This window comes from Janibacter zhaoxuefangae, from assembly GCF_050271985.1.
Taxonomy (GTDB): domain Bacteria; phylum Actinomycetota; class Actinomycetes; order Actinomycetales; family Dermatophilaceae.
This window is the reverse complement of sequence record NZ_CP189849.1, coordinates 2,080,925-2,100,794: the sequence shown is the minus strand read 5'-3', so window position 1 is coordinate 2,100,794 and position 19,870 is coordinate 2,080,925. Positions and strand designations below refer to the sequence as shown.

The window sequence follows — 19,870 nt, the reverse complement described above, 5'->3', positions numbered from 1 at the left end:
GCTCTCACAGGCCCGGTGGGACGGACGTCTCACACCGGCAGGATTCGGGTGACGAAAAGTCGCAGTTGTTCGATGTTGCGGCACTCGTGCATGTCGACGATCTCGGCATACGTCGGGGCCACCGAGTCGCCCGATCCCCACTGCGCGACGGGCTCGGGATTGAGCCACGCGACGTGCTTGGCCTGCGCGGCGATGTCCCGCAGGGCGTCTGGCCGCGGGTCGGTGTTGTTGCTGCGGGCGTCGCCGAGGATGAGCACCGTGGTCCGCGGGCCGATGGCGTCGAGGTGGTGCTCGACGAACTCCGCGAGGGCGGTGCCGTAGTCACTGTTGCCGTGCCAGGCGGCCATCGTCGCGGTGGCGACGACGACGTCGCGCACGTCCTCGCCGAGTCCGGCCGCGGCGACCTGCTCGGTGATCTCGTCGACGACATTGATGAAGCCGAAGATGCGCACCCGCCGGAACTGCCCGGACAGCGACTGCATGAGCAGCATCGTGAACCGGCTGAACCCACTGACCGAGCCCGACATGTCACAGAGCAGGACGAGGTCGGGGCGGCCGCGCACCCGACGCCGCCAGGCCGGAGCGATGGGGACCCCGCCGGTCGACATGCTGGCGCGCAGCGTGCGGCGGATGTCGATCGTGCCGCGCGCGTGCCGGCGCTGCTTGGCCGCGAGGCGGCTCGCGAGCGTGCGCGAGAGGGGTGCGATCACGGCCCGGATCTCGTCGGCGTCGGTGCGACCGGTGAGGAGGAACGGCCGGCGCTCGAGGGGATCGCGCACGCCGTAGCGGCTGATCCGCTCGGCGCCGCGCACCTCCACGTTGCGCCGAGTGCTCTCGGTCTCCACCGCCCGTCGGAAGGCGGCCACGGCCGCCCGGATCTCGTCGCGATCGAAGCGGTCGGACAGGTGCTCCGCGCGCGGGGCGCCGGGCGCGGACCCGCCGCCGGCCCCGCCCCCGCTGCCTTCGCCCGACCCGCCGCCGCCGGAGGCCCCCGACCCGTCACCCGACCCCGCGCTCCCGGTGCCGGAGCCCCCTTCGGCATCGCCCGCGTCGCGGGCGCGGCGGAGCGCGGCGACGATCGCCGTCTGCGGGGCGAGGGTGTCGAGCGCCTGCATGGCCGACCAGCCGCCGTTGCTCGCCGCGTTGCGCAGGCGGCCCAGTTCCTCGACGGTGCGCACGGCGAGGAGGTCGAGCGCGGCCTGGTCCCGCTCGGCGAGGGCGCGGGCGAGCAGCTCCCGCAGGTGCGCGGCCTTCTCGGTGGGGGAGGCGTCGTCCGGGAGTGGCGACTCCGGGTCGAGTAGCGCGGCGCGGCCGCCGACCGCGGCCGGGAAGTGGATGTCGAAGAGTTGGTCGAAGACGGATCGCTGCCCCGCCATCCGCATCATCGTCGCCGCGAGCCCCTCGCGCAGGCGCTCGCGGTCGTCCATGCCGAGCGCGACGACGACGGCCGCCGCGTCGACGACCTCGCTCGTGCCCACGGTGATCCCGTGGCGCCGCAGCTCGCGCGCGAGCTGCACCAGCCGCGCCGTCAGGGGCGAGGCGGGCGAGGTCGCGTCAGCGGGTGAGGTCACGGTCGAGGTCGAGCGTCGCCGAGGCCCGGAGGATGTCGTCCTGGTGTTTGAGGACGACGCCGAGGGTCTCGCGCACCCACGCGGGCGTGAGTTCGTCGACGCCGAGGGTCTCGAGGGTGCGGGCCCAGTCGATGGTCTCGGCGACGGACGGCGCCTTGCGCAGTCGCTGCCCGCGCAGCGCGCGCACGAGCCGGACGAGGGAGGCGACGAGGGCGTCGTCGAGGTCGGGGACGGTGAGTTCGACGATCCGCCGCTCGAGGTCGGCCTCGGGGTAGTCGATGTGCAGGAAGAGGCAGCGGCGCCGCAACGCCTCGGACAGTTCGCGGGTGGCGTTGGAGGTGAGGACGACGAAGGGGCGGTGCGTGGCCGTCATCGTCCCGAGCTCGGGCACGGTCACCTGGAAGTCGCCGAGGACCTCGAGCAGCAGGCCCTCGATCTCCACGTCCGCCTTGTCGAGCTCGTCGACGAGGAGCACGGCGGGGCGCTCGCTCCGGATGGCGCGCAGCAACGGGCGGGCGAGGAGGAACTCGTCGGTGAAGATGTCGGAGTGGACCTCGTCCCACTGCGCGCCCTCGGCGTGCCCGGCGCCCGCCGCCGTGATCCGCAGGAGCTGCTTGGCGTGGTTCCACTCGTAGAGGGCGCGGGCCTCGTCGACGCCCTCGTAGCACTGGAGGCGGATGAGTTCGGAGGAGGTCGCGTTCGCCACCGCGGCCGCCAGCGCGGTCTTGCCGACACCGGCCGGGCCCTCGATGAGGAGTGGTTTGCCGAGCGCCTCGGCCAGATAGACGGTCGTCGCGATGGCGTCGGACGCCAGGTAGCCGACGTCGGCGAGGCGGGTCAGCACGTCGTCGACCGAGGCGAAGCGGGGGGTGGTCTCGATCGCCATGGTGGCCTCTCGCTCGGGTCGCGGTGGGGTGGGGGTGAGGCGGGGGTGGTGCGACACGTCCTAGCAAAGCAGGCGGGTCTGCTCAGGTGTTCGCCTGGCTGCGTTGCCGCACCTGGATGATCCGGATGGCCGCACCCAGGGCTCCCAGCACCGCCACCAGACCCAGAACGGCCCAGGGCAACCAGCCCGAGCCCCCGTCATCCGTGGCGACGTCGTCCGGCGCGGCTGCGGTCGTGTCCGACCCACTGGGTGACGCCGAAGTGCTGGGGGACGCTGAGTCGCTGGAGGACGCGGACGCGTCGGGGGAGGGCCCGGCATAGGCCGGTTCGGCGGTCGGTTCGCCGTCCACCGCGACACGGATGCGGACGGTCAGTGGGACGTTGGCCGTGGAATCGGCAGCCTCCACGTCTCGTCCGAGGGAGAAGTAGTAGTACCCCGCGATGGACGCCGGCGCGACGTCCAGGTCATCACCCTCGCGGTTGCGGTACCGGACCTCCGGGACGAAGGCGTTCGCGACGACCGGGCCATCTCCGTTGAAGGCTTCCCGGGAGGAGGGCTCGGCGGAGGAGTGGTTGAACGGCTCCCGCGCGGGATTCCACGACACGATGTCGAACATCGCCGCGTCGGTGCCGTGGAACTCCGGTGTGGCGGTCCCGGGCGCGGGGGCGTCCAGGGTGAACGCCGCACGCTGGCCGTGCTCGAGTCGGATCTTGTAGAAGAGTTGTTCGCCCGGGAGGACGACCTCGGTGTGCATCCCCTCGGTGATCGTCACGGCATCGGAGAAACCCCCACCGCCCACGATCGGCTGGGCCTTGCCCGTGGCCGGTGCGGTGATCGACTGGGCTTCGCCGAGTGCCGCCGGCAAGGAGTCGACCTCGGACACGGGAGGCTCCTCCATGACGAGGACCTCCACCGGGGCATCGGGCGCCCCGTTCTTGCCCCGGACGACGCTGGCGATCAGCGAGCCCGTCTGGCACGGGTCGTCGCCGTCGCCGTCGACGACCACGCGGGCGACCATGACCTGGAGGAGTCCCTCGGGATTGAACCGGTTGTCGAGATCCGAGGCGCACAGCGCGCCCTGCTCATCCGTGACCTTGAGTTCCATTTCCTCCAGCCACGTGTCACCCGGCTTCGGCGGCCGCATGCTCACCGACATCCGCACCGTCGAGCCGGGCGCACGCTCGATCCGATAGAAGCGGGCCGGGCCGCCCGGAGCGAACGTGTCCGTGTACTGACCGGCCTTGAGCACCGGCCCCGTCTCGGCGGACGGGGCTGCGGTGACGGGCGTGCCGGTGGTCGTGAAGGGGCGGAGGGCGCGTTGTCCGAGCTTGCTCAGGCTGTTGGCGAGTTGGGAGGCGTCCTGGGCGTCGTAGTAGCTGCCCTTGCCGGCGTCGGCGAGGCACTGGAGTTGCTTGCGGGCTTTGGCGTCGACGCCGAAGCCGACGGTGTCGATCTGGAGGTCGACGCCGGCTGTGGTGAGTTTCTTGATGGTGGGGCAGGGGTCGGGGACGCAGGACTCTTCGCCGTCGGAGACAAGGACGATGTTGCGCTTGCCTTCCGTGCCGAGGTCGTTCAGGGCCTCTTTGAGGGAGTGCGCGATGGGGGTTTCGCCCAGGGCTTTGATGTCCTTGATGGTGGACGTGAGCGTGGGCTTGTCCAGTGCCTCGATGGGGTGGATGAGTTGGGTGTCGGCGCAGGCGGCGGTGGTGGGCTTGCCCTTGCCGTCGACGGTGGCGCCGTAGACGCGCAGGCCGACCTGGGCGGTGTCGGGCAGGGCGTCGACGAGGCCGGTGAGGGCCTTCTTCGCCGCGTTGATCTTGGTGAGTCCGCTGGGGTCCTGGGCCTTCATCGATCCGGACGCGTCGAGCATGAGCAGCAACTTGCCCGGCACCGGCTCATCCACGCTGGTGGTGGCGGCAGCGGGCGAGGCCGACTGCGCCGCTCCGGTGAGCGTGACAGTGGCGGCAGTGATGAGAGCGGCAAGGATCCGCATCGTGAAGTCCCCCTTCGTTGGCGGTGCGCGCTCACCCTACTATTTGCAATAGCAAAGATGCAATCGGAAGGAGATCGGTGTGCTTCTCGGCGCAGGCGGGCGGACGCAATACGCTGCCGTCCATGTCTCCCCGGGTGATCCACACCGCTCAGGCGCTCGTCGACGTCGTCGTCGAGGTGCCGTCCCTCCCTCGTCGCGGTGGGAACGTCATGGCCCCGCCGCCGAAGGAGTATGCCGGGGGAGCGGTCAACATCCTGCTTGCCGCCGCGCGGCAGGGCGCGGAATGCGTCCACGCGGGAGCCACTGGCACCGGCCCGCACGGTGAGCTCGTCCGTGCGGCGCTGAAGGCGGAAGGTGTCACGGTCTCCAGCCCCGTCGTGCCCGACCTCGACACCGGCATCTGCGTCGTCATGCTCGAGCCGACGGCCGAGCGCACCTTCGTCACGACCCAAGCCGCGGAGCGGCTCATCACCGTCGAGTCGCTGCAGACGGCCGACCCACAGGCGGGCGACCTCGTCTGCGTCAGCGGTTACAGCCTCACGGGCACGACGCGAGACCCGTTGCTGCAGTGGCTGGCCGGGCTCCCCGCAGGTGTCGAGGTCGTCCTCGACCCTGGGGCGATCTTCGAGGAACTCCCCGACGAGACGCGCACGCAGATGCTTGCGCTGACGACCGTGTGGACGGGCAACGCAGAGGAGAGCGAGGCGCTGACCGGAGAGTCCGACATCGTCGTCGCCGCCCCGAAGTGCCTGGAGCACCTGCCCACGGGCGCCGTCGCCGTCGTTCGTGATGGGCCGCAGGGCTGCGCCGTCCATGCCGATGGCGAGACCACCGACCTCGACGGCTACCCGCAGAAGCCGGTCGACACCAACGGGGCCGGCGACACCCACACCGGCGTCCTGGTCGCCTGCCGCGCAGCCGGCCTGCCGTGGGCCGAGTCCGCGCGGCGCGCGAACGCCGGTGGGGCGATCAAGGTGACGCGTCGCGGACCCTCCACGGCACCCTCCGCGGTCGAGATCGACGCCTTCCTCGCCGCTCAGTCCTGAGCTGAGACGGAGCGTCGACCTATGCTGCCGGTGTGACGACCGCCGACGCCCTGGAGCAACAGCGCGCCCTCTATGGTGCGCCCTTGTCAGAGCTTGGTGCCGAGGTCAGGACGAGTCTGGGTCTCACGCAGGGCCGGCTCGCCGAGGCCCTGGGTCTGTCGGCTCCGATGCTCTCCCAACTCCTGAGCGGCCAGCGCGTCAAGATCGGGAATCCCGCTGTCGTGCACCGGTTGCAGCGTCTGCTCGCCCTCGCGCACGAAGGCGGCAACCTGACGCCGGACGAGCTGCAGGCGCGCCTTGGGGAGATCCGTGAGGAGCAGCCGACCCTGACCGGCGTCCACGGCGATGACCTCCAGGTCGCCCGGGCGCTGGCCGCGTCGGCCACCGTCGAGCAATTGCTGACCACGGCCGATGCCGCCGATGCCACCGGCGCCGCGGCCCTCGCGGGCCAACTGCGCCGAGCCGCCGGTCTCGCGCGTGGGTGAGGTCTTCGCGGGGCGCTACGAACTCCTCGACCACCTGGGCGAGGGTGGGATGGGGACGGTGTGGCGAGTGTGGGATTCCCGGGAGAAGCGCATCGTGGCGGCGAAGGTGCTCCGGCAGTCCGACGCCGTGTCGCTGTTGCGCTTCGTGCGGGAGCAGGCCCTCCGGGTCGTCCACCCTCACGTACTCACACCCCTGTCGTGGGCGGGGGAGGACGACCGCGTGCTCTTCACCATGCCGATTGTCGAAGGCGGATCGGTCGCGACCCTGATCGGGGACCACGGGCCGCTGCCTCCCGCGTTTGTCGCCGAGATCCTCCGTCAGCTCGGCAGCGGGCTTGAGGCCGTGCACGCGGCCGGCATTCTTCATCGCGACGTGAAGCCGGCCAACGTCCTGCTGGCGGCCACCGGCGCCGAGCGACCCCACGCCTTCCTTACGGACTTCGGCATCGCCATCGAACTCGACGGGGTGCGCCTGACCCAGACCGGGCAGTGGTCCGGCACCCCGGCCTATGGCGCGCCCGAGTCCCTGAGCGGTGCCGAGCCTCACCCGACCGCCGACCTGTACGCCTTGGGACAGGTCGGCATCGCCATGCTCACCGGCGCGCACCCCACGCCGCCACCGACGCGTCCGGACGGCACGCCGGATGAGTTGTGGCAGCTCGTCACCGAGTTGATCCGGGAGGATCCGGTCGCTCGCCCGCAGTCGGCAGGTGAGGTGGTCCGGCGGCTGGACCTGCCATCGCTCGCGTGGGATCCCGACGCGATGGGCGACGTCGAGGTGCTCCGCCAGGTCGAGGCCTCCGCCGATGGCGTCGAGCCCCCCGAACGTGACCGGCCGTCCCGTCGCGCGCTCCTGCTGACAGCGCTCGTCGTCCTGGCGGCGCTTGCCGCGGTGCTGATCTGGGCGCCCTGGTCGTCGGACGGCGAGGGACCGAGTGAGCAGGTCACGACCCCGTCCACGCCCAGCACGACGCCCGGCGCCGAGACGTCGCCGAGCTCGAACACGCCCGCGCCGAGCGACACACAGGGGTCGGTGGGAGTCGGCACGGTCGTCGTCGCTCCGGGGCAGGTCTGCGAGTTCAGTGATGTCGGTGTGCACGAGGAGACCGTGGACGGTGTGGACGTCACCTGCCAGCGGCGCGATGACGGCAGCTACGCCTGGGACCCACCGCCACGCTGACTGCGAGCAGTCCCAACCGGTGGAGCGGCGGCCTCAGGCGAGGCGGTCGAGGTCGGCGCGGCAGCGCTGCTCGAAACCGTCCAACTCCGTGAGCGCGTCCTCGATGTCGCGGCGACGCTGCTCGAGGTCGGCGCGCCGCTCGTCGATCTGGTCGAGCACGTAGGTCAGCTGGCTGCGCCTGCCCCGAGGGGCGTCGTAGAGGTCGATGATCTTGGCGATCTCCTCGAGCGGGAAGCCGAGTCGCTTGCCGCGCAGGATGAGGTTGAGTCGGGTCTTGTCCCGACGGTGATAGATCCGCGTCGTGCCCTGCCGTTCGGGCGAGATGAGCCCGATGTCCTCGTAGTGCCGGACCGTCCGCGTGGTGATGCCGAACTCGTCGGCGACCTCACGGATCGTCCACGTCTGACCGTCGCCGGATCGGGTTGCCATGTCGCGGAGTATTGCTTTACGTTGACGTCAACGTCAAGCACCGGCGGTAACCGTCGCGCCACCATCAGGGGACATCGATGTTCGAGCTGAGCAAGGACCACGAGGACTTCCGCAAGGTCGTTCGCGACTTCGCCGAGCGCGAGGTCGAGCCCCATGTGGCGCAGTGGGACAAGGACCACCACTTCCCGGCCGACCTCGTCCCGAAGATGGGCGACCTGGGCCTCTTTGGCCTCGTCGTGCCCGAGGAGTACGGGGGCATGGGGGAGGACGGCGACTTCACCAGCCTCTGCGTCGCGATCGAGGAGCTCGGCCGCGTCGACCAGTCGATCGGCATCACCCTCAGCGCCGGTGTCGGCCTCGGGATCAACCCGATCCTCACCTACGGCACCGACGAGCAGAAGGAGCGCTTCCTGCCCGACCTCGTCGCCGGCCGCGCGCTCGCCGGCTTTGGGCTCACCGAGCCCGACGCCGGCTCCGACGCCGGGGCCACCCGCACGAAGGCGGTCCGCGACGGCGACGAGTGGGTCGTCGACGGCGCCAAGGCCTTCATCACCAACTCGGGCACGGACATCACGTCCGTCGTCACGGTCACCGCCCGCACCGGCACCCGCGAAGACGGCGCCCCGGTGATCAGCGCGATCATGATTCCTTCCGGCACACCGGGATTCACCGTCGAGCCCGCCTACGACAAGCTTGGCTGGCACATCTCCGACACCCACGGACTCACCTTCGCCGACTGTCATGTGCCGGCCGGCAACCTGCTCGGTGGCGAAGGGGAGGGTTACCGACAGTTCCTCAAGACCCTCGACGACGGCCGCATCGCCATCTCGGCGCTCGCGCTCGGCATGGCCCAGCGGATGCTCGAGGAGTCGATCGAGTACGCCAGGACCCGCAAGGCCTTCGGTCGGCCGATCGGGGCCAACCAGGGCATCTCCTTCCAGATCGCCGACCTCGCCGTCTCGGTCGAGGCCGCTCGCCAGCTGACCTACAAGGCGGCTTGGCTCAAGGACGAGCACAACGCCGGTCGCCGCTCCGTCGCGGACGTCAAGCAGGCCGCCTCGATCGCCAAGCTCTACTCGAGCGAGGCCGCCGTCAGCGCCACCCGGGTCGCCGTGCAGATCTTCGGCGGCAACGGCTTCATGGAGGAGTACCCCGTCGCCCGCTTCTATCGCGACGGCAAGATCCTCGAGATCGGCGAGGGGACCTCCGAGGTCCAGCGCATGCTCATCGCCCGCCACCTCGGCCTTCCGGCCTGATGACGCGTCCGACTGACACAGTGAGGGTATGCCGGTGAACGAGCAGCCGTCCCAGACCGATCCGAAGGTCGCCGACGTCCGCGCGCGGCTCGCCGCGGCGCACGCCGCCTCGGCAGCCGCGCCGGAGAAGGCCGCCGCGAAGCTCGCCGCCCAGGGCAAGCTCTACGTCCGCGATCGCATCGCGCTGCTCGTCGACGAGGGCAGTTTCGTCGAGGACGGTCGCTACGCCAACGCTCTCGCGCCCGGGCTGCCCGCCGACGGCGTCGTCACCGGCCGCGGCACGGTCGACGACCGCCCCGTCATCGTCATCGCCAACGACCCCACCGTGAAGGCCGGGTCGTGGGGCGCCCGCACCGTCGAGAAGATCGTCCGTGCCACCGAGATGGCGCTGCGCGAGGAACTGCCGATCTTCTGGTTCGTCGACTCCGCCGGCGCACGCATCACCGACCAGGTCGAGATGTTCCCGGGGCGCCGCGGCGCCGGACGCATCTTCCACAACCAGGTCGCGCTGTCGGGCAAGGTCCCGCAGATCTGCTGCCTCTTCGGTCCGTCGGCCGCGGGCGGCGCCTACATCCCGAGTTTCACCGACCTGCTGATCATGGTCGAGGGCAACGCCTCGATGTATCTCGGCAGCCCGCGCATGGCCGAGATGGTCGTGGGGGAGAAGGTCTCCCTGGAGGACATGGGTGGGGCGCGGATGCACTGCACCGTCTCCGGCGTCGGCGACATCCTCGTCCAGGATGACACCGAGGCCATCGAGATGGCCAAGCTCTACTTCTCGTACCTGCCCCAGAACTGGCAGTCGCCGCCGCCCTCGTACGAGCCCGAGATGCCGGCCACGCCCCTCACCCGGGCCGCCATCCCGGAGCGCGAGAGCGAGCCCTTCGACGTCCACGACGTCATCGACTCGCTCGTCGACGACGAGAGCTTCTTCGAGATCAAGGCCCTCTTTGCCGCGGAGCTCGTCATCGGCCTGGGCCGGATGAACGGCGAGACCGTCGGCATCGTCGCCAACAACTCCGCCGTCAAGGGCGGCGTGCTCTTCACCGACAGCGCCGACAAGGCAGCCCGCTTCATCTGGCTGTGCGACGCCTACTCGATCCCGCTGATCTATCTCGCGGACGTCCCCGGCTTCATGATCGGCTCTGAGGTCGAGCGCGGCGGCATCATCCGCCACGGCGCCAAGATGGTCTCGGCGGTGTCGAGTGCGACCGTGCCGCAGTTCTGTGTCGTCGTGCGCAAGGCCTACGGCGCCGGCCTCTATGCCATGGGCGGGCCGGGCTTCGGGCCGGACGCGACCATCGCGCTGCCGACTGCTCGGATCGCGGTCATGGGCCCCGAGGCCGCGGTCAACGCCGTTTACGCCAACAAGATCGCCGAGGTCGAGGCGGCCGAGGGTGTGGAGGCGCGGGACGCCTTCGTCGCCGAGAAGCGCCGCGAGTACGAGGAGGACGTCGACCTCGAGCGGCTCGCCGCCGACCTCGTCATCGATCACGTCGTCGAGCCCGAGGAGCTGCGCGAGGAGTTGCTACGCCGGCTGCGCTACGCGGCGCATCGGGACCGCGCCTTCGCGACGAAGCGCCGGGGGATCCCCCCGGTCTGAGCCCCCACGCGCCCCGGGCGATCGGGGCGGCCCGGCGGTCGGGCGATACCCTCGCCCGGTGACCAGCCTCGTCCTCGCCTCCGCGTCCCCCGCCCGTCTCGCCACCCTTCGCGCCGCTGGCGTCGACCCCATCGTCGTGGTCAGTGACGTCGACGAGGACGCGGTCGTCGACACCGCCCAGTCGCACTACGGGACGCTGCCCGCGGAGGACGTCGCGCTCGTCCTCGCCAAGGCGAAGGCGGAGGACGTCGCCGCGACGATCGAGGGCGATGGGCTCGAGGGCGACCTCGTGCTGGGCTGCGACTCGGTGCTCGAATTCGACGGCGAGGTCCACGGCAAGCCCGTCGACGCGCAGGAGGCGACCTCGCGGTGGCGTCGGATGAGCGGCCGATCCGGGGTGCTGCACACGGGTCACTGGGTCATCGACGTGCGTGACGAGGACGAAGGGGGCACGGGCGCCACCCTCGGCGTCACCGCCTCGACCACGGTGCACTTCGCCGCAGTCTCCGACGAGGAGATCGACGCCTATGTCGCCACCGGCGAGCCGCTGCGCGTGGCGGGCGCCTTCACCCTCGACGGCCTCGGCGCGCCGCTCGTCAGTGGGATCGAGGGCGACCCGAGCAACGTCGTCGGGGTGTCCCTGCCCGTCCTGCGCGAGCTGCTCGTCGAGCTCGGGATTGCCTGGTTCGACCTCGTCGACTGACCTCGGGCACGACCGATCGACGCGTTCCCCCGATCCCCGCGTCAGGACCTGCCATGATACGGGTAGCACCGTCGGGGGAGGGTCGTCGCGCTGCTCGTCGGCGTTGCCGTGGTGGCGGTCGCGCTCTGGTCGTTCGCGACCTTCCGGATGACGGAGGACGTCCCGGACCCGACCGCCTCGTCCTCACCCGAAGAGGCCGTGCGCACCTACCTGCGGGCGATCGACGCGCGTGATTTCGAGACCGCCAACCGGCTCATCGCCGACCCGGACGAACGCCTCGGCCGCTGGGATCGGCCGGTCCGGTGGAGCGGGTTGCGGGACGTCCGCCTCATCGACGAGAAGGCGGCGATGGCCGGCAGCGGCGGCCAGTCGACGTCGGACGACTACGCCCAGGCCTGGATCGTCGCCTTCACGGGGCGGTCCGAGGGCGGGGACAGCTCCTTGTCCGACGAGGAACGCGGGTGGGGCTTCATCGTCGGCCGGCAGTCCGACGCCGAGGTCTGGCAGATCATCGATCAGGGCGTCGGCTGAGCGGTGCTGGGCTGAGCGGTGCTCGACTGAGCGGTGCTCGACTGACCGCTGCCCAACAGGACAAGTCGGTTACCCCGACGTAGGGTTCAGGCACCAGCCCCTCCGAACGGAATGGACCTGACAATGACGTCACTCCAGCGTGGCTCCCGCCGCCGCGCCCTCGCCCTCGCGCCCCTGCTCGCCGCCGTCCTCGCGATCGGGTCGAGCCTGGGCGCACCCCAGGCGGCCACTGCCGCCACTGCCGCCGTCCCCGGCGACGACGCGATCCCCTTCTATCAACCGCCCGCCACCCTGCCCGCGGCCAACGGCGACATCGTCCGCTCGGAGCCGATGACGTGGTACCTCGACCCGCTCAAGGTGACCCGCTTCCCGGGCAAGGCCACGCGGCTGCTCTACCGCACCACGGACAACGACGGCCAGCCCATCGCCGTCAGCGGCGCCCTGCTCGTCCCGTCGACGACCTACACCGGTCCCGGTGCCTCGCGCCCGATCATCGGCTACGCCGCTGGCACCCAGGGCATGGCCGATCGCTGCGCCCCGTCCCGGGCGGGTGGCGAGGGCACGGAGTACGAGTCGCTCTTCGTCTCCGGCCTGCTTGCCGCTGGCTACGCCGTCGTCCTGACCGACTACCAGGGTCTGGGCACGCCAGGTGTGCACACCTACATGAACCGTCGAGTGCAGGGGCACGCCGTCCTCGACTCGGTCCGCGCCGCCCAACGACTCCCCGGCACGGGCCTCGCCCCGAACGGTCCGGTCGCCCTCGCCGGCTACTCCCAGGGTGGTGGCGCCTCGGCCGCGGCCGCCGAACTGGCCGGGTCGTATGCGCCCGAGCTCGATCTCAAGGGCAGCGTCTCGGGGGCGGTCCCGGCCGACCTTGCGGCCACCGCCAAGATCCTCGACGGGTCGCTCTACTCCCTCTTCCTCGGCTACGCCGTGAACGGGCTGGCCGCTGGCTACGGACTGGACATGTCGCAGTACCTCAACGCGCCGGGGCTCGAGCGGCTCGAGAGCGCGAAGGACACCTGCGTGACCGACCTCCTCTCCTACTCCTTCATGACGTCGCGGGACCTCACGAAGGACGGTCGCCCGCTCACGGAGTACTTCGGGGAGGAGCCCTTCCGCTCGGTCCTCGCCGACAGCCGGATCGGGACCATCAAGCCGAAGGCGCCCGCGCTCGTCGTCCACTCGCTCGCGGACGACATCATCCCGTACTCCGTCGGCAAGCGGATGGCCTCGGACTGGTGCGACCGCGGCGCGCGGGTCACCTTCCACACCAGCCTCGTCCCGACGCATGCCGGGGGGACGGTGCCGAACTTCGTCGCCGAGATGGCCTACCTGGACGCCCGCTTCCGCGGCTGGGCGCCGCTCACGAACTGCTGGGCCGTCTGAGGGCGGCCGTGCCGCGCCCCGGCGATCTCGCCGGGGCGCGGCACGGCACGTCGGATCAGGAGAAGTCCGCGATGTAGGCGCCGTCGCCGCGTCCGGCCACGACGGCCTGCGGCTCGACCCACAGGGTCAACGTCGTCCCGGAGGCGTCGGTGTACGTCGCCGAGTACGCGTCACTGGAGGAGCGACTCCAACTGCCACCCTCGGTGCCGTAGCCGTCGAACAATTGGGTCATGGCGGTCTGGGTGGCGTACTTGTCCGCCGTCGACCGCTGACCCGCGCCCCAGGCGCGCACGAGCGCGTCGCAGTAGGCCGCGACGGTCGTCTCGGCGACCGCGATGTCCGAGACGCCCGCGGCCTCCTCGCCGGCGTCGTAGCCCGTGGAGTCGCCCTCGTACTCGAGGTTGGCGGCGACGATGGCGTCCTCGCTGCCCGTGGCGGTGAGGCCCCGGTCGATGAGCACGTACAGCGCGGTCCCCGCGCCGTCGGTGTACCTCACCTGCATGCGGCCGTCCTGCTCCACCTGCGATCCGCGCTTCCACGTACTGCCGCCGCGGGGGTCCATGGCGAAGAGGCTGCTCACGGTCGTCACCGTCGCGTAGCGCGAGGCGCTCGGCTGATCGCCGATGCCCCAGGCCCTGACGAAGGCGTCGGCGTAGCTGCCGATGTCCGTGGGGAGGGGGCCCATGGTGGGAGTCGTGCGGGGCGTGGTCGTGGGCGCCGGGCTCGTCGTGCGCGTCGTGCTCGCCGTGGCCGTCACCGTGGTCGTCTTCGTGACCTTCTCCGGGCGGCTGCTCGAACTCGTCGCGGTCACCGTGGCCGAGGCGTCGCTGGATGGCTCGGCGGAACACGCCCCGAGCCCCGCCATCGATGCCACCGCGACGATTGCTCCCCATGTCATCCGCACGTCGCGAGCCTATGGCTTCCGTCAGTGGACGTCAGGCAGTTCCCACGAACCCAGGACGGCCGAGCGAAGGGTGTCGAGCCCGACGCCGCCGACGTCGAGGGCGCGGCGGTGGAAGGCCTTGAGGTCGAAGGCGTCACCCTCGCGCTCGCGGGCCTCGTCGCGCAGCTGCTCCCAGAGTCGCTGGCCGATCTTGTAGCTCGGCGCCTGGCCCGGCCAGCCGAGGTAGCGGTCGAGCTCGAACCGCAGGAACGCCTCGTCCATGCGAGCGTGCGCGGTGAGGAAGGTCCACGCCTTGTCGTAGGTCCACTCCCCGCCGCCGACCTCCGCCGGCGCCTCGAAGCCGCAGTGGATGCCGATGTCGATGACGACGCGCGCGGCCCGCAGCGACTGCCCGTCGAGGAGGCCGAGGAGGTGACCCGGGTCGTCCATGTAGCCGAGCTCCTGCATGAGTCGCTCGGCGTAGAGGGCCCAGCCCTCGCCGTGCCCGGAGGTCCACGAGGCGAGGCGACGCCAGCGGTTGAGCAGGTCCTTGCGGTGCACGGTCTGCGCGATCTGGAGGTGATGTCCGGGCACGCCCTCGTGGTAGACGGTCGTCAGCTCGCGCCACGTCGTGAACTCGGTGACCCCCTTCGGCACGGACCACCACATCTGGCCCGGGCGGGAGAAGTCGTCGCTCGGCCCGGTGTAGTAGATCTGCCCGGTGTGCGTGGGCGCGATCATGCAGGCGATGCGCCGGGCCGGTCCGGGGATGTCGAAGTGCTCGGCGCCGAGGGCGTCGATGGCGTTGTCGGCCATGGCCTGCATCCAGACGCGCAGCGCCTCGGTGCCGTGCAGTTGGTAGGCGGGGTCGGCGTCGAGCGCGGCGATCGCGTCGTCCACGGTGCCGCCGGGCACGATCCGGTCGGCGACCTCGGCCATCTCCTGAGTGATCCGCGCGAGTTCCTCCTGCCCCCACGCGTAGGTCTCCTCGAGGTCGACGGTGGCGCCGAGGAAGGAGCGCGAGTGGAGGGAGTAGGCCTCGCGCCCACACGCGTCCGCCTCGGGGGCCAGCGGTAGGAGCCGCTCGGTGAGCGACTCGCCGAGGGTGGCGTAGGCATCGCGAGCGCGGCCGGCGGCGGCGGTGAGCCGGTCCAGCAGGTCCGCAGGAAGGGGGTCGTCGCCAATGCGCGGCTCGCCCAGCAGGAGCGCGAACCAGCCGTCGTCGGCGACGAGGTCGGCGCACTGTCGCGCGCACGCCGCGACCTGGCGGCGCGGCGAGACGCGGCCCGCGGCGGCCGCGGCGAGGAGCGTCTCGGTCCAGCCGGCGAGGGCCGCCGGCACCTTGTCCAGTCGCTCGGCGAAGGTCGCCCACTGCTCCACCGAATTGGTCGGCATGAGGTCGAAGGCGCCGTGGATGGCCTGCAGCGGCGAGGCGAGGACGTTGAGCTCGGACTCCTCGAGGCCGGCCGCCCGAAGCTCCTCGGCGAGCTCGAGGCGCTCGCGCAGCGCCGAGATGGTCGCGCGGTCGACGTCATCCACCGGAGTGGCGTTGGCGAGGGCGGCCAGGGTCTTGCGACGCTGCTGTGAGCGGGCCTCGTAGCCGGCGGGGGAGAAGTCGTCGAGGTCGCCGTCGTGCCCCGGGACGCCGAGGTAGGTGGCCTCGAGCGGGCTCAGCCGGATGCTCGCCTCGAAGTGGGCTTCGGCGATGGCGTCGACGGGGGTCGGGGTCCGCGGCCCCTCGGGCGCGCTCGCGGCAGGGGTGCTGTTCGGCGACGGGGACGGGGCGGGGGTGTTGGCGTCGGTCACGGCCCGAACGTACCGCAGGCCGGTGGCGCCGTAGGCTGCCCGTATGAACGTCTGCGTGCTGCCCCCGGTCGACGCCCCGTGAGCACCACGTCGGACCCGAATCCCGCGCACGCCACCGCAGTCCCGACCAGTCGCGCCGGCACGCTCGCCCTCGTCGGCCTCCTGGCCGTCGTGACCATGATCGGTCCCTTCACGATCGACACGATCTTCCCGGCCTTCGAGGTGATCGGTCGCGACCTCGGCGGCGACAAGGTCGAGCTCCAGCAGCTCATCAGCATTTACCTGCTGTCCTTCGCGGCGGCCAGCATCGTGCACGGACCGCTCTCCGACGCGCTGGGCCGCAAGCCCGTCATGGTCGGCGGACTGCTGCTCTACGCGGGGGCGTCGGTCCTGTGCGCGCTCGCCACGAGCATGCCGCTGCTCCTGCTGGCCCGGGCCGTTCAGGGCCTCTTCGCCGGCGCCGGACTCATCATCGCCCGCACCGTCGTCCGCGATCTCTACAGCGGACCGGATGCGCAGCGGTTCATGAGTCAGATGTCGATGGTCTTCGGCATCGCGCCGGCGATCGCGCCGATTGTCGGCGGCTGGCTGCTCGGCTGGTCGAGTTGGCAGGGCATCTTCTGGGTCCTCGCCGTCTACGGCGTCCTGCTCGCCGGCCTCGTCGCCCTCGGGTTGCCCGAGAGTCACCCGCCGCAGGACCGCACCCCCGTCCGGGTCGGCCCCATCGTGCGCTCGCTGTGGCAGTGCACGACCGACGTGCCCGTCCTGCGCCTCGCGGCGGCCGCGGCGCTCAACTTCGCCGGGCTGTTCCTCTACATCTCCTCCGCGCCGGCCATCGTCGTCGACCACCTGGGCCTGGGGGAGCGGGACTTCGGCGTCCTCTTCATCCCCATCGTCGGCGCGATGATCGTCGGCTCGTGGCTGAGCGGACGACTGGCGGAGCGGACCCCGAAGCACACGCTCGTCATGGTCGGCTTCGGACTGTCACTGATCGGCGCTGCCTTCCAGGTCGCGCACGAGGCCGTGTCCTCCCCATCGCTGCCGTGGACCGTCGCCGCGCCAGCCTTCCTCGGGATCGGGATGGCGCTCGCCTTCCCCGTGATCATGCTCGACCTGCTCGAACTGAGGCCGCGTCAGCGCGGCACGGTGTCGTCCGTCCAGTCGCTGTCCAACACGCTGCTCAACGCGCTCGTGGCCGGGGTCGTGTCCCCCTTCGTGAGCCACTCGATGACCGTGCTCGCGCTCGTCGCCGGCGCGTGCACGCTCGCGGCGGCGGGGCTGTGGATATGGCACGTGCGCGTGCACCCTGCCGTGGCCGACAGCGCTGCGGTCAGCACCGACACGACGACCGACGCCTGAAAAAGCTGAGCCGGCCCGACATCAGCCGGGCCGGCCCCCTTCAGCGCGGTTGCGCGCTCGCGCGCCAGTTGCCCCGGCCGTGACTCAGCGGCGACCGCACGAGGCGTCGCCGGTCGGTCCACCCGGAGGGCCGGGGCGCGGGAGTCTCCTCCGCGCCCCCGGACAGGCCCGAGAGGACCGCGACGAGCGCCGCGGTCTCCTCGGGGGTCGCGTCGCCGATGATGCGGATCGTCTGCGCCGACTGGTCGGCGCTCTCGACACCTGCTTCGGCCGCGGCCTGCTCCTGCTCGCTCACAGCGGGATGTTTCCGTGCTTCTTGGGCGGCAGGGTGGCGCGCTTGCCACGCAGGGCCCGGAGCGCCTTCGTCACGTTCATGCGCGTGTTCGACGGCGAGATGACGGTGTCGATGTAGCCCCGCTCGGCCGCGACGTACGGGTTCGCCAGCGCGTCCTCGTACTCGGCGATGAACCGCTGACGGGCCGCCTCGACGTCCTCGCCGTCGGCCTGCGCCTGCGCGATCTGCTTGCGGTAGAGGATGTTGACGGCACCCTGCGCGCCCATCACGGCGATCTGCGCCGTCGGCCACGCGAGGTTGATGTCGGCACCGAGGTGCTTGCTGCCCATGACGTCGTAGGCGCCGCCGTAGGCCTTGCGCGTGATGACCGTGACGAGCGGGACCGTGGCCTCGGCGTAGGCGTAGATGAGCTTGGCGCCGCGGCGAATGATGCCGTTCCACTCCTGGTCGGTGCCCGGCAGGAAGCCCGGGACGTCGACGAAGGTGAGGACGGGGATGTTGAAGGCGTCGCAGGTGCGCACGAAGCGGGCGGCCTTCTCCGAGGCGTCGATGTCGAGCGTGCCGGCGAACTGCATCGGCTGGTTCGCGACGACGCCGACCGGGCGACCTTCGACCCGGCCGAAGCCGATGATGATGTTCGGCGCGAAGAGCGCCTGGACCTCGAGGAACTCCTCGTCGTCGAGGACGTGCCCGATCACCGTGTGCATGTCGTAGGGGACGTTGGGGCTGTCCGGGATGAGCGTGTCGAGCTCGAGGTCGAGGTCGCTGACCGTGAGGTCGTTCTCGATCTCGTCGGCGGGTGCGTCCTCGAGGTTGTTGCTCGGGAGGTAGGAGAGCAGCGCCTTGACGTACTCGATGGCGTCCTCCTCGTCGTCGCCCATGTAGTGCGCGACGCCGGAGCGGCTGTTGTGCGTCTTGGCGCCACCGAGCTCCTCCATGCCCACGTCCTCGCCGGTGACCGTCTTGATGACGTCGGGTCCGGTGATGAACATGTGCGAGGTCTGGTCGACCATGACGGTGAAGTCGGTGACGGCGGGGGAGTAGACCGCACCGCCGGCGCACGGGCCCATGATCAGGGAGATCTGCGGGATGACACCCGAGGCGTGCACGTTGCGGCGGAAGATCTCGCCGTAGAGGCCCAGCGAGGCGACACCCTCCTGGATGCGCGCGCCGCCGGAGTCATTGAGGCCGACGACCGGACAGCCGATCTTCATGGCGAAGTCCATGACCTTGACGATCTTCTCGCCGAAGACCTCGCCGAGGGACCCGCCGAAGACGGTGAAGTCCTGCGCGAAGACGCAGACCTGGCGGCCGTCGACGGTGCCGTAGCCGGTGACGACGCCGTCACCGTAGGGGCGGTTGCTCTCCTGCCCGAAGGCGGTCGAGCGGTGACGCGCGTACTTGTCCATCTCCACGAAGGAGCCCTCGTCGAGGAGCATCTCGATGCGCTCGCGGGCCGTCTTCTTGCCGCGGGCGTGCTGCTTCTCGACCGCGCGCTCGGAGCCGGCGTGCGCGACCTCGTTGACGCGGCGCTTGAGGTCGGCGAGCTTGCCGGCGGTGGTGTGGATGTCGATGTCGCCGGGGACGTCGGTGCCGCCGATGGCGGTCGCCTGCCCGGGGACGGTCGGGGAGTCAGTGGTCTGGGCCATGCCGCGCAGCCTAGCCTTGGCCGCATGCGCGCACGCTTGGAAATCCGAGCCTTGAGAGAGGCGTTGATCACGCCGGGGTCCCCCTTCGGGGAGCCGGTGGTCCTCGACGAGGTCGACTCGACGAATCTCGAGGTGCGGCGCCGCATGGTGCCGTGGCAGCCGGTGCTCGCCGAACTGCAGACCGGGGGCCGTGGCCGACTGGGTCGCTCGTGGGAGGAGGTACCGCGCGCGGGCCTCGCGATGTCGGTGCTCGTCCCCGCGCCCGCCACTCCGGAATGGATGCCGCTCATCGCCGGGATGGCGGTTGCCCGGGCGGTGACGTCCGTGGCCGGGCTCGAGGCGGACCTCAAGTGGCCCAACGACGTCCTCCTGCCCGCCGACGGCGACCGCAAGACGTGCGGCATCCTCTGCGAGCTCGCCGAGGGCCAGGTCGTCGTGGGGATCGGGATCAACGTCGACCACACCCGCGAGGAACTCCCCGTGGACACCGCGACCTCCCTGGCGCTCGCGGGCGCCATGGCCGCCGCGACCCTGCGCGAGACGGTGGCCGCCGCCTGCCTGCTCGAGCTCGCGCGGCTGCACACCGCCCTCGGCGACCCCACGACGGCGAAGGGGGTCCGCGACACCTATCGACGACTGTGCGGCACCGTCGGCCGGGACGTGGATCTGCACCAGCCCGGGGGGCGGGTCGAGCGCGTGCGCGTGACGGGGATCGACGACGGCGGCCGACTGCTCGTTCGCGGCGAGAACGGCTCGGCTACGGTGGCGGCAGGTGACGTCGTGCATGTCAGGAGGATCGGCTGAGG

The 19,870-nt window shown here is 71.1% G+C and carries 18 protein-coding genes; 10 read left to right on the top strand and 8 right to left on the bottom strand.

Features of this window, described 5'->3' with window-relative positions; all coding sequences use genetic code 11:
* Positions 1-29: 29 nt before the first annotated feature.
* The 3 genes from ACQBAS_RS09865 to ACQBAS_RS09855 all read right to left on the bottom strand — a co-directional run bounded on the left by ACQBAS_RS09865 (position 30) and on the right by ACQBAS_RS09855 (position 4,450).
* Positions 30-1,571, bottom strand: a complete 1,542-nt coding sequence (locus tag ACQBAS_RS09865) for a VWA domain-containing protein (protein WP_427383630.1) — start codon at positions 1,569-1,571, stop codon at positions 30-32.
* Positions 1,555-2,457, bottom strand: a complete 903-nt coding sequence (locus tag ACQBAS_RS09860) for an AAA family ATPase (protein WP_427383629.1) — start codon at positions 2,455-2,457, stop codon at positions 1,555-1,557. Before ACQBAS_RS09860 ends, ACQBAS_RS09865 begins: the two co-directional genes overlap by 17 nt.
* A gap of 82 nt (positions 2,458-2,539) precedes the next feature.
* Positions 2,540-4,450, bottom strand: coding sequence for a vWA domain-containing protein (locus ACQBAS_RS09855; RefSeq protein WP_427383628.1), 1,911 nt, complete (start codon positions 4,448-4,450; stop codon positions 2,540-2,542).
* A gap of 122 nt (positions 4,451-4,572) precedes the next feature.
* Between ACQBAS_RS09855 and ACQBAS_RS09850 the strand changes: the two genes are divergently transcribed.
* From ACQBAS_RS09850 to ACQBAS_RS09840, 3 genes are read left to right on the top strand one after another with little or no spacing between them, the layout of a single operon-like run.
* A complete protein-coding gene (locus tag ACQBAS_RS09850; protein ID WP_427383627.1) occupies positions 4,573-5,496 on the top strand; it encodes a PfkB family carbohydrate kinase in 924 nt (307 codons plus the stop codon).
* Positions 5,497-5,528: 32 nt separating this feature from the next.
* Positions 5,529-5,981 carry a helix-turn-helix domain-containing protein gene (locus ACQBAS_RS09845; RefSeq protein ID WP_427383626.1) on the top strand — a complete coding sequence of 151 codons (453 nt, stop codon included), beginning with the start codon at positions 5,529-5,531 and terminating at the stop codon, positions 5,979-5,981.
* Positions 5,974-7,161 carry a serine/threonine-protein kinase gene (locus tag ACQBAS_RS09840; protein WP_427383625.1) on the top strand — a complete coding sequence of 396 codons (1,188 nt, stop codon included), beginning with the start codon at positions 5,974-5,976 and terminating at the stop codon, positions 7,159-7,161. Before ACQBAS_RS09845 ends, ACQBAS_RS09840 begins: the two co-directional genes overlap by 8 nt.
* A 33-nt stretch (positions 7,162-7,194) precedes the next feature.
* On the opposite strand, the gene ACQBAS_RS09835 is transcribed toward ACQBAS_RS09840, so the two are convergent.
* Positions 7,195-7,590: a MerR family transcriptional regulator gene (locus ACQBAS_RS09835; protein ID WP_427383624.1), complete on the bottom strand. Its 396-nt coding sequence runs from the start codon at positions 7,588-7,590 to the stop codon at positions 7,195-7,197.
* Positions 7,591-7,667: 77 nt separating this feature from the next.
* Between ACQBAS_RS09835 and ACQBAS_RS09830 the strand changes: the two genes are divergently transcribed.
* From ACQBAS_RS09830 to ACQBAS_RS09810, 5 genes are all read left to right on the top strand, one after another.
* Complete coding sequence (locus tag ACQBAS_RS09830) at positions 7,668-8,846, top strand: acyl-CoA dehydrogenase family protein (protein ID WP_427383623.1); 1,179 nt, start codon at positions 7,668-7,670, stop codon at positions 8,844-8,846.
* Positions 8,847-8,874: 28 nt separating this feature from the next.
* Positions 8,875-10,449 (top strand): acyl-CoA carboxylase subunit beta, encoded by a 1,575-nt coding sequence (locus ACQBAS_RS09825; RefSeq protein ID WP_427383622.1) that lies wholly within the window; start codon positions 8,875-8,877, stop codon positions 10,447-10,449.
* Positions 10,450-10,507: 58 nt separating this feature from the next.
* Positions 10,508-11,152, top strand: a complete 645-nt coding sequence (locus tag ACQBAS_RS09820; RefSeq protein WP_427383621.1) for a Maf family protein — start codon at positions 10,508-10,510, stop codon at positions 11,150-11,152.
* 111 nt (positions 11,153-11,263) lie between these two features.
* Positions 11,264-11,683, top strand: a complete 420-nt coding sequence (locus ACQBAS_RS09815) for a hypothetical protein (protein ID WP_427383620.1) — start codon at positions 11,264-11,266, stop codon at positions 11,681-11,683.
* A gap of 123 nt (positions 11,684-11,806) precedes the next feature.
* A complete protein-coding gene (locus tag ACQBAS_RS09810) occupies positions 11,807-13,072 on the top strand; it encodes a lipase family protein (protein WP_427383619.1) in 1,266 nt (421 codons plus the stop codon).
* A 55-nt stretch (positions 13,073-13,127) separates the two neighbouring features.
* On the opposite strand, the gene ACQBAS_RS09805 is transcribed toward ACQBAS_RS09810, so the two are convergent.
* Together ACQBAS_RS09805 and ACQBAS_RS09800 are read right to left on the bottom strand one after the other, a co-directional pair.
* Positions 13,128-13,976: a hypothetical protein gene (locus tag ACQBAS_RS09805; protein WP_427383618.1), complete on the bottom strand. Its 849-nt coding sequence runs from the start codon at positions 13,974-13,976 to the stop codon at positions 13,128-13,130.
* A 21-nt stretch (positions 13,977-13,997) separates the two neighbouring features.
* Entirely contained in the window at positions 13,998-15,761 is a 1,764-nt protein-coding gene (locus ACQBAS_RS09800) for a DUF885 domain-containing protein (RefSeq protein WP_427383617.1), read from the bottom strand.
* A 78-nt stretch (positions 15,762-15,839) separates the two neighbouring features.
* Between ACQBAS_RS09800 and ACQBAS_RS09795 the strand changes: the two genes are divergently transcribed.
* Positions 15,840-17,120, top strand: a complete 1,281-nt coding sequence (locus ACQBAS_RS09795) for a multidrug effflux MFS transporter (RefSeq protein WP_427383616.1) — start codon at positions 15,840-15,842, stop codon at positions 17,118-17,120.
* A 40-nt stretch (positions 17,121-17,160) separates the two neighbouring features.
* On the opposite strand, the gene ACQBAS_RS09790 is transcribed toward ACQBAS_RS09795, so the two are convergent.
* Complete coding sequence (locus ACQBAS_RS09790; RefSeq protein WP_427383615.1) at positions 17,161-17,415, bottom strand: acyl-CoA carboxylase subunit epsilon; 255 nt, start codon at positions 17,413-17,415, stop codon at positions 17,161-17,163.
* The gene (locus tag ACQBAS_RS09785) at positions 17,412-19,064 is read right to left on the bottom strand and encodes an acyl-CoA carboxylase subunit beta (RefSeq protein WP_427383614.1); all 1,653 of its coding nucleotides are present in this window, start codon (positions 19,062-19,064) and stop codon (positions 17,412-17,414) included. Before ACQBAS_RS09785 ends, ACQBAS_RS09790 begins: the two co-directional genes overlap by 4 nt.
* Before the next feature lie 24 nt (positions 19,065-19,088).
* Here ACQBAS_RS09785 and ACQBAS_RS09780 point away from each other — a divergent pair, with 24 nt between their 5' ends.
* On the top strand, positions 19,089-19,868 hold the full coding sequence (locus ACQBAS_RS09780) for a biotin--[acetyl-CoA-carboxylase] ligase (RefSeq protein WP_427383613.1): 780 nt from the start codon (positions 19,089-19,091) through the stop codon (positions 19,866-19,868).
* Positions 19,869-19,870 lie beyond the last annotated feature (2 nt).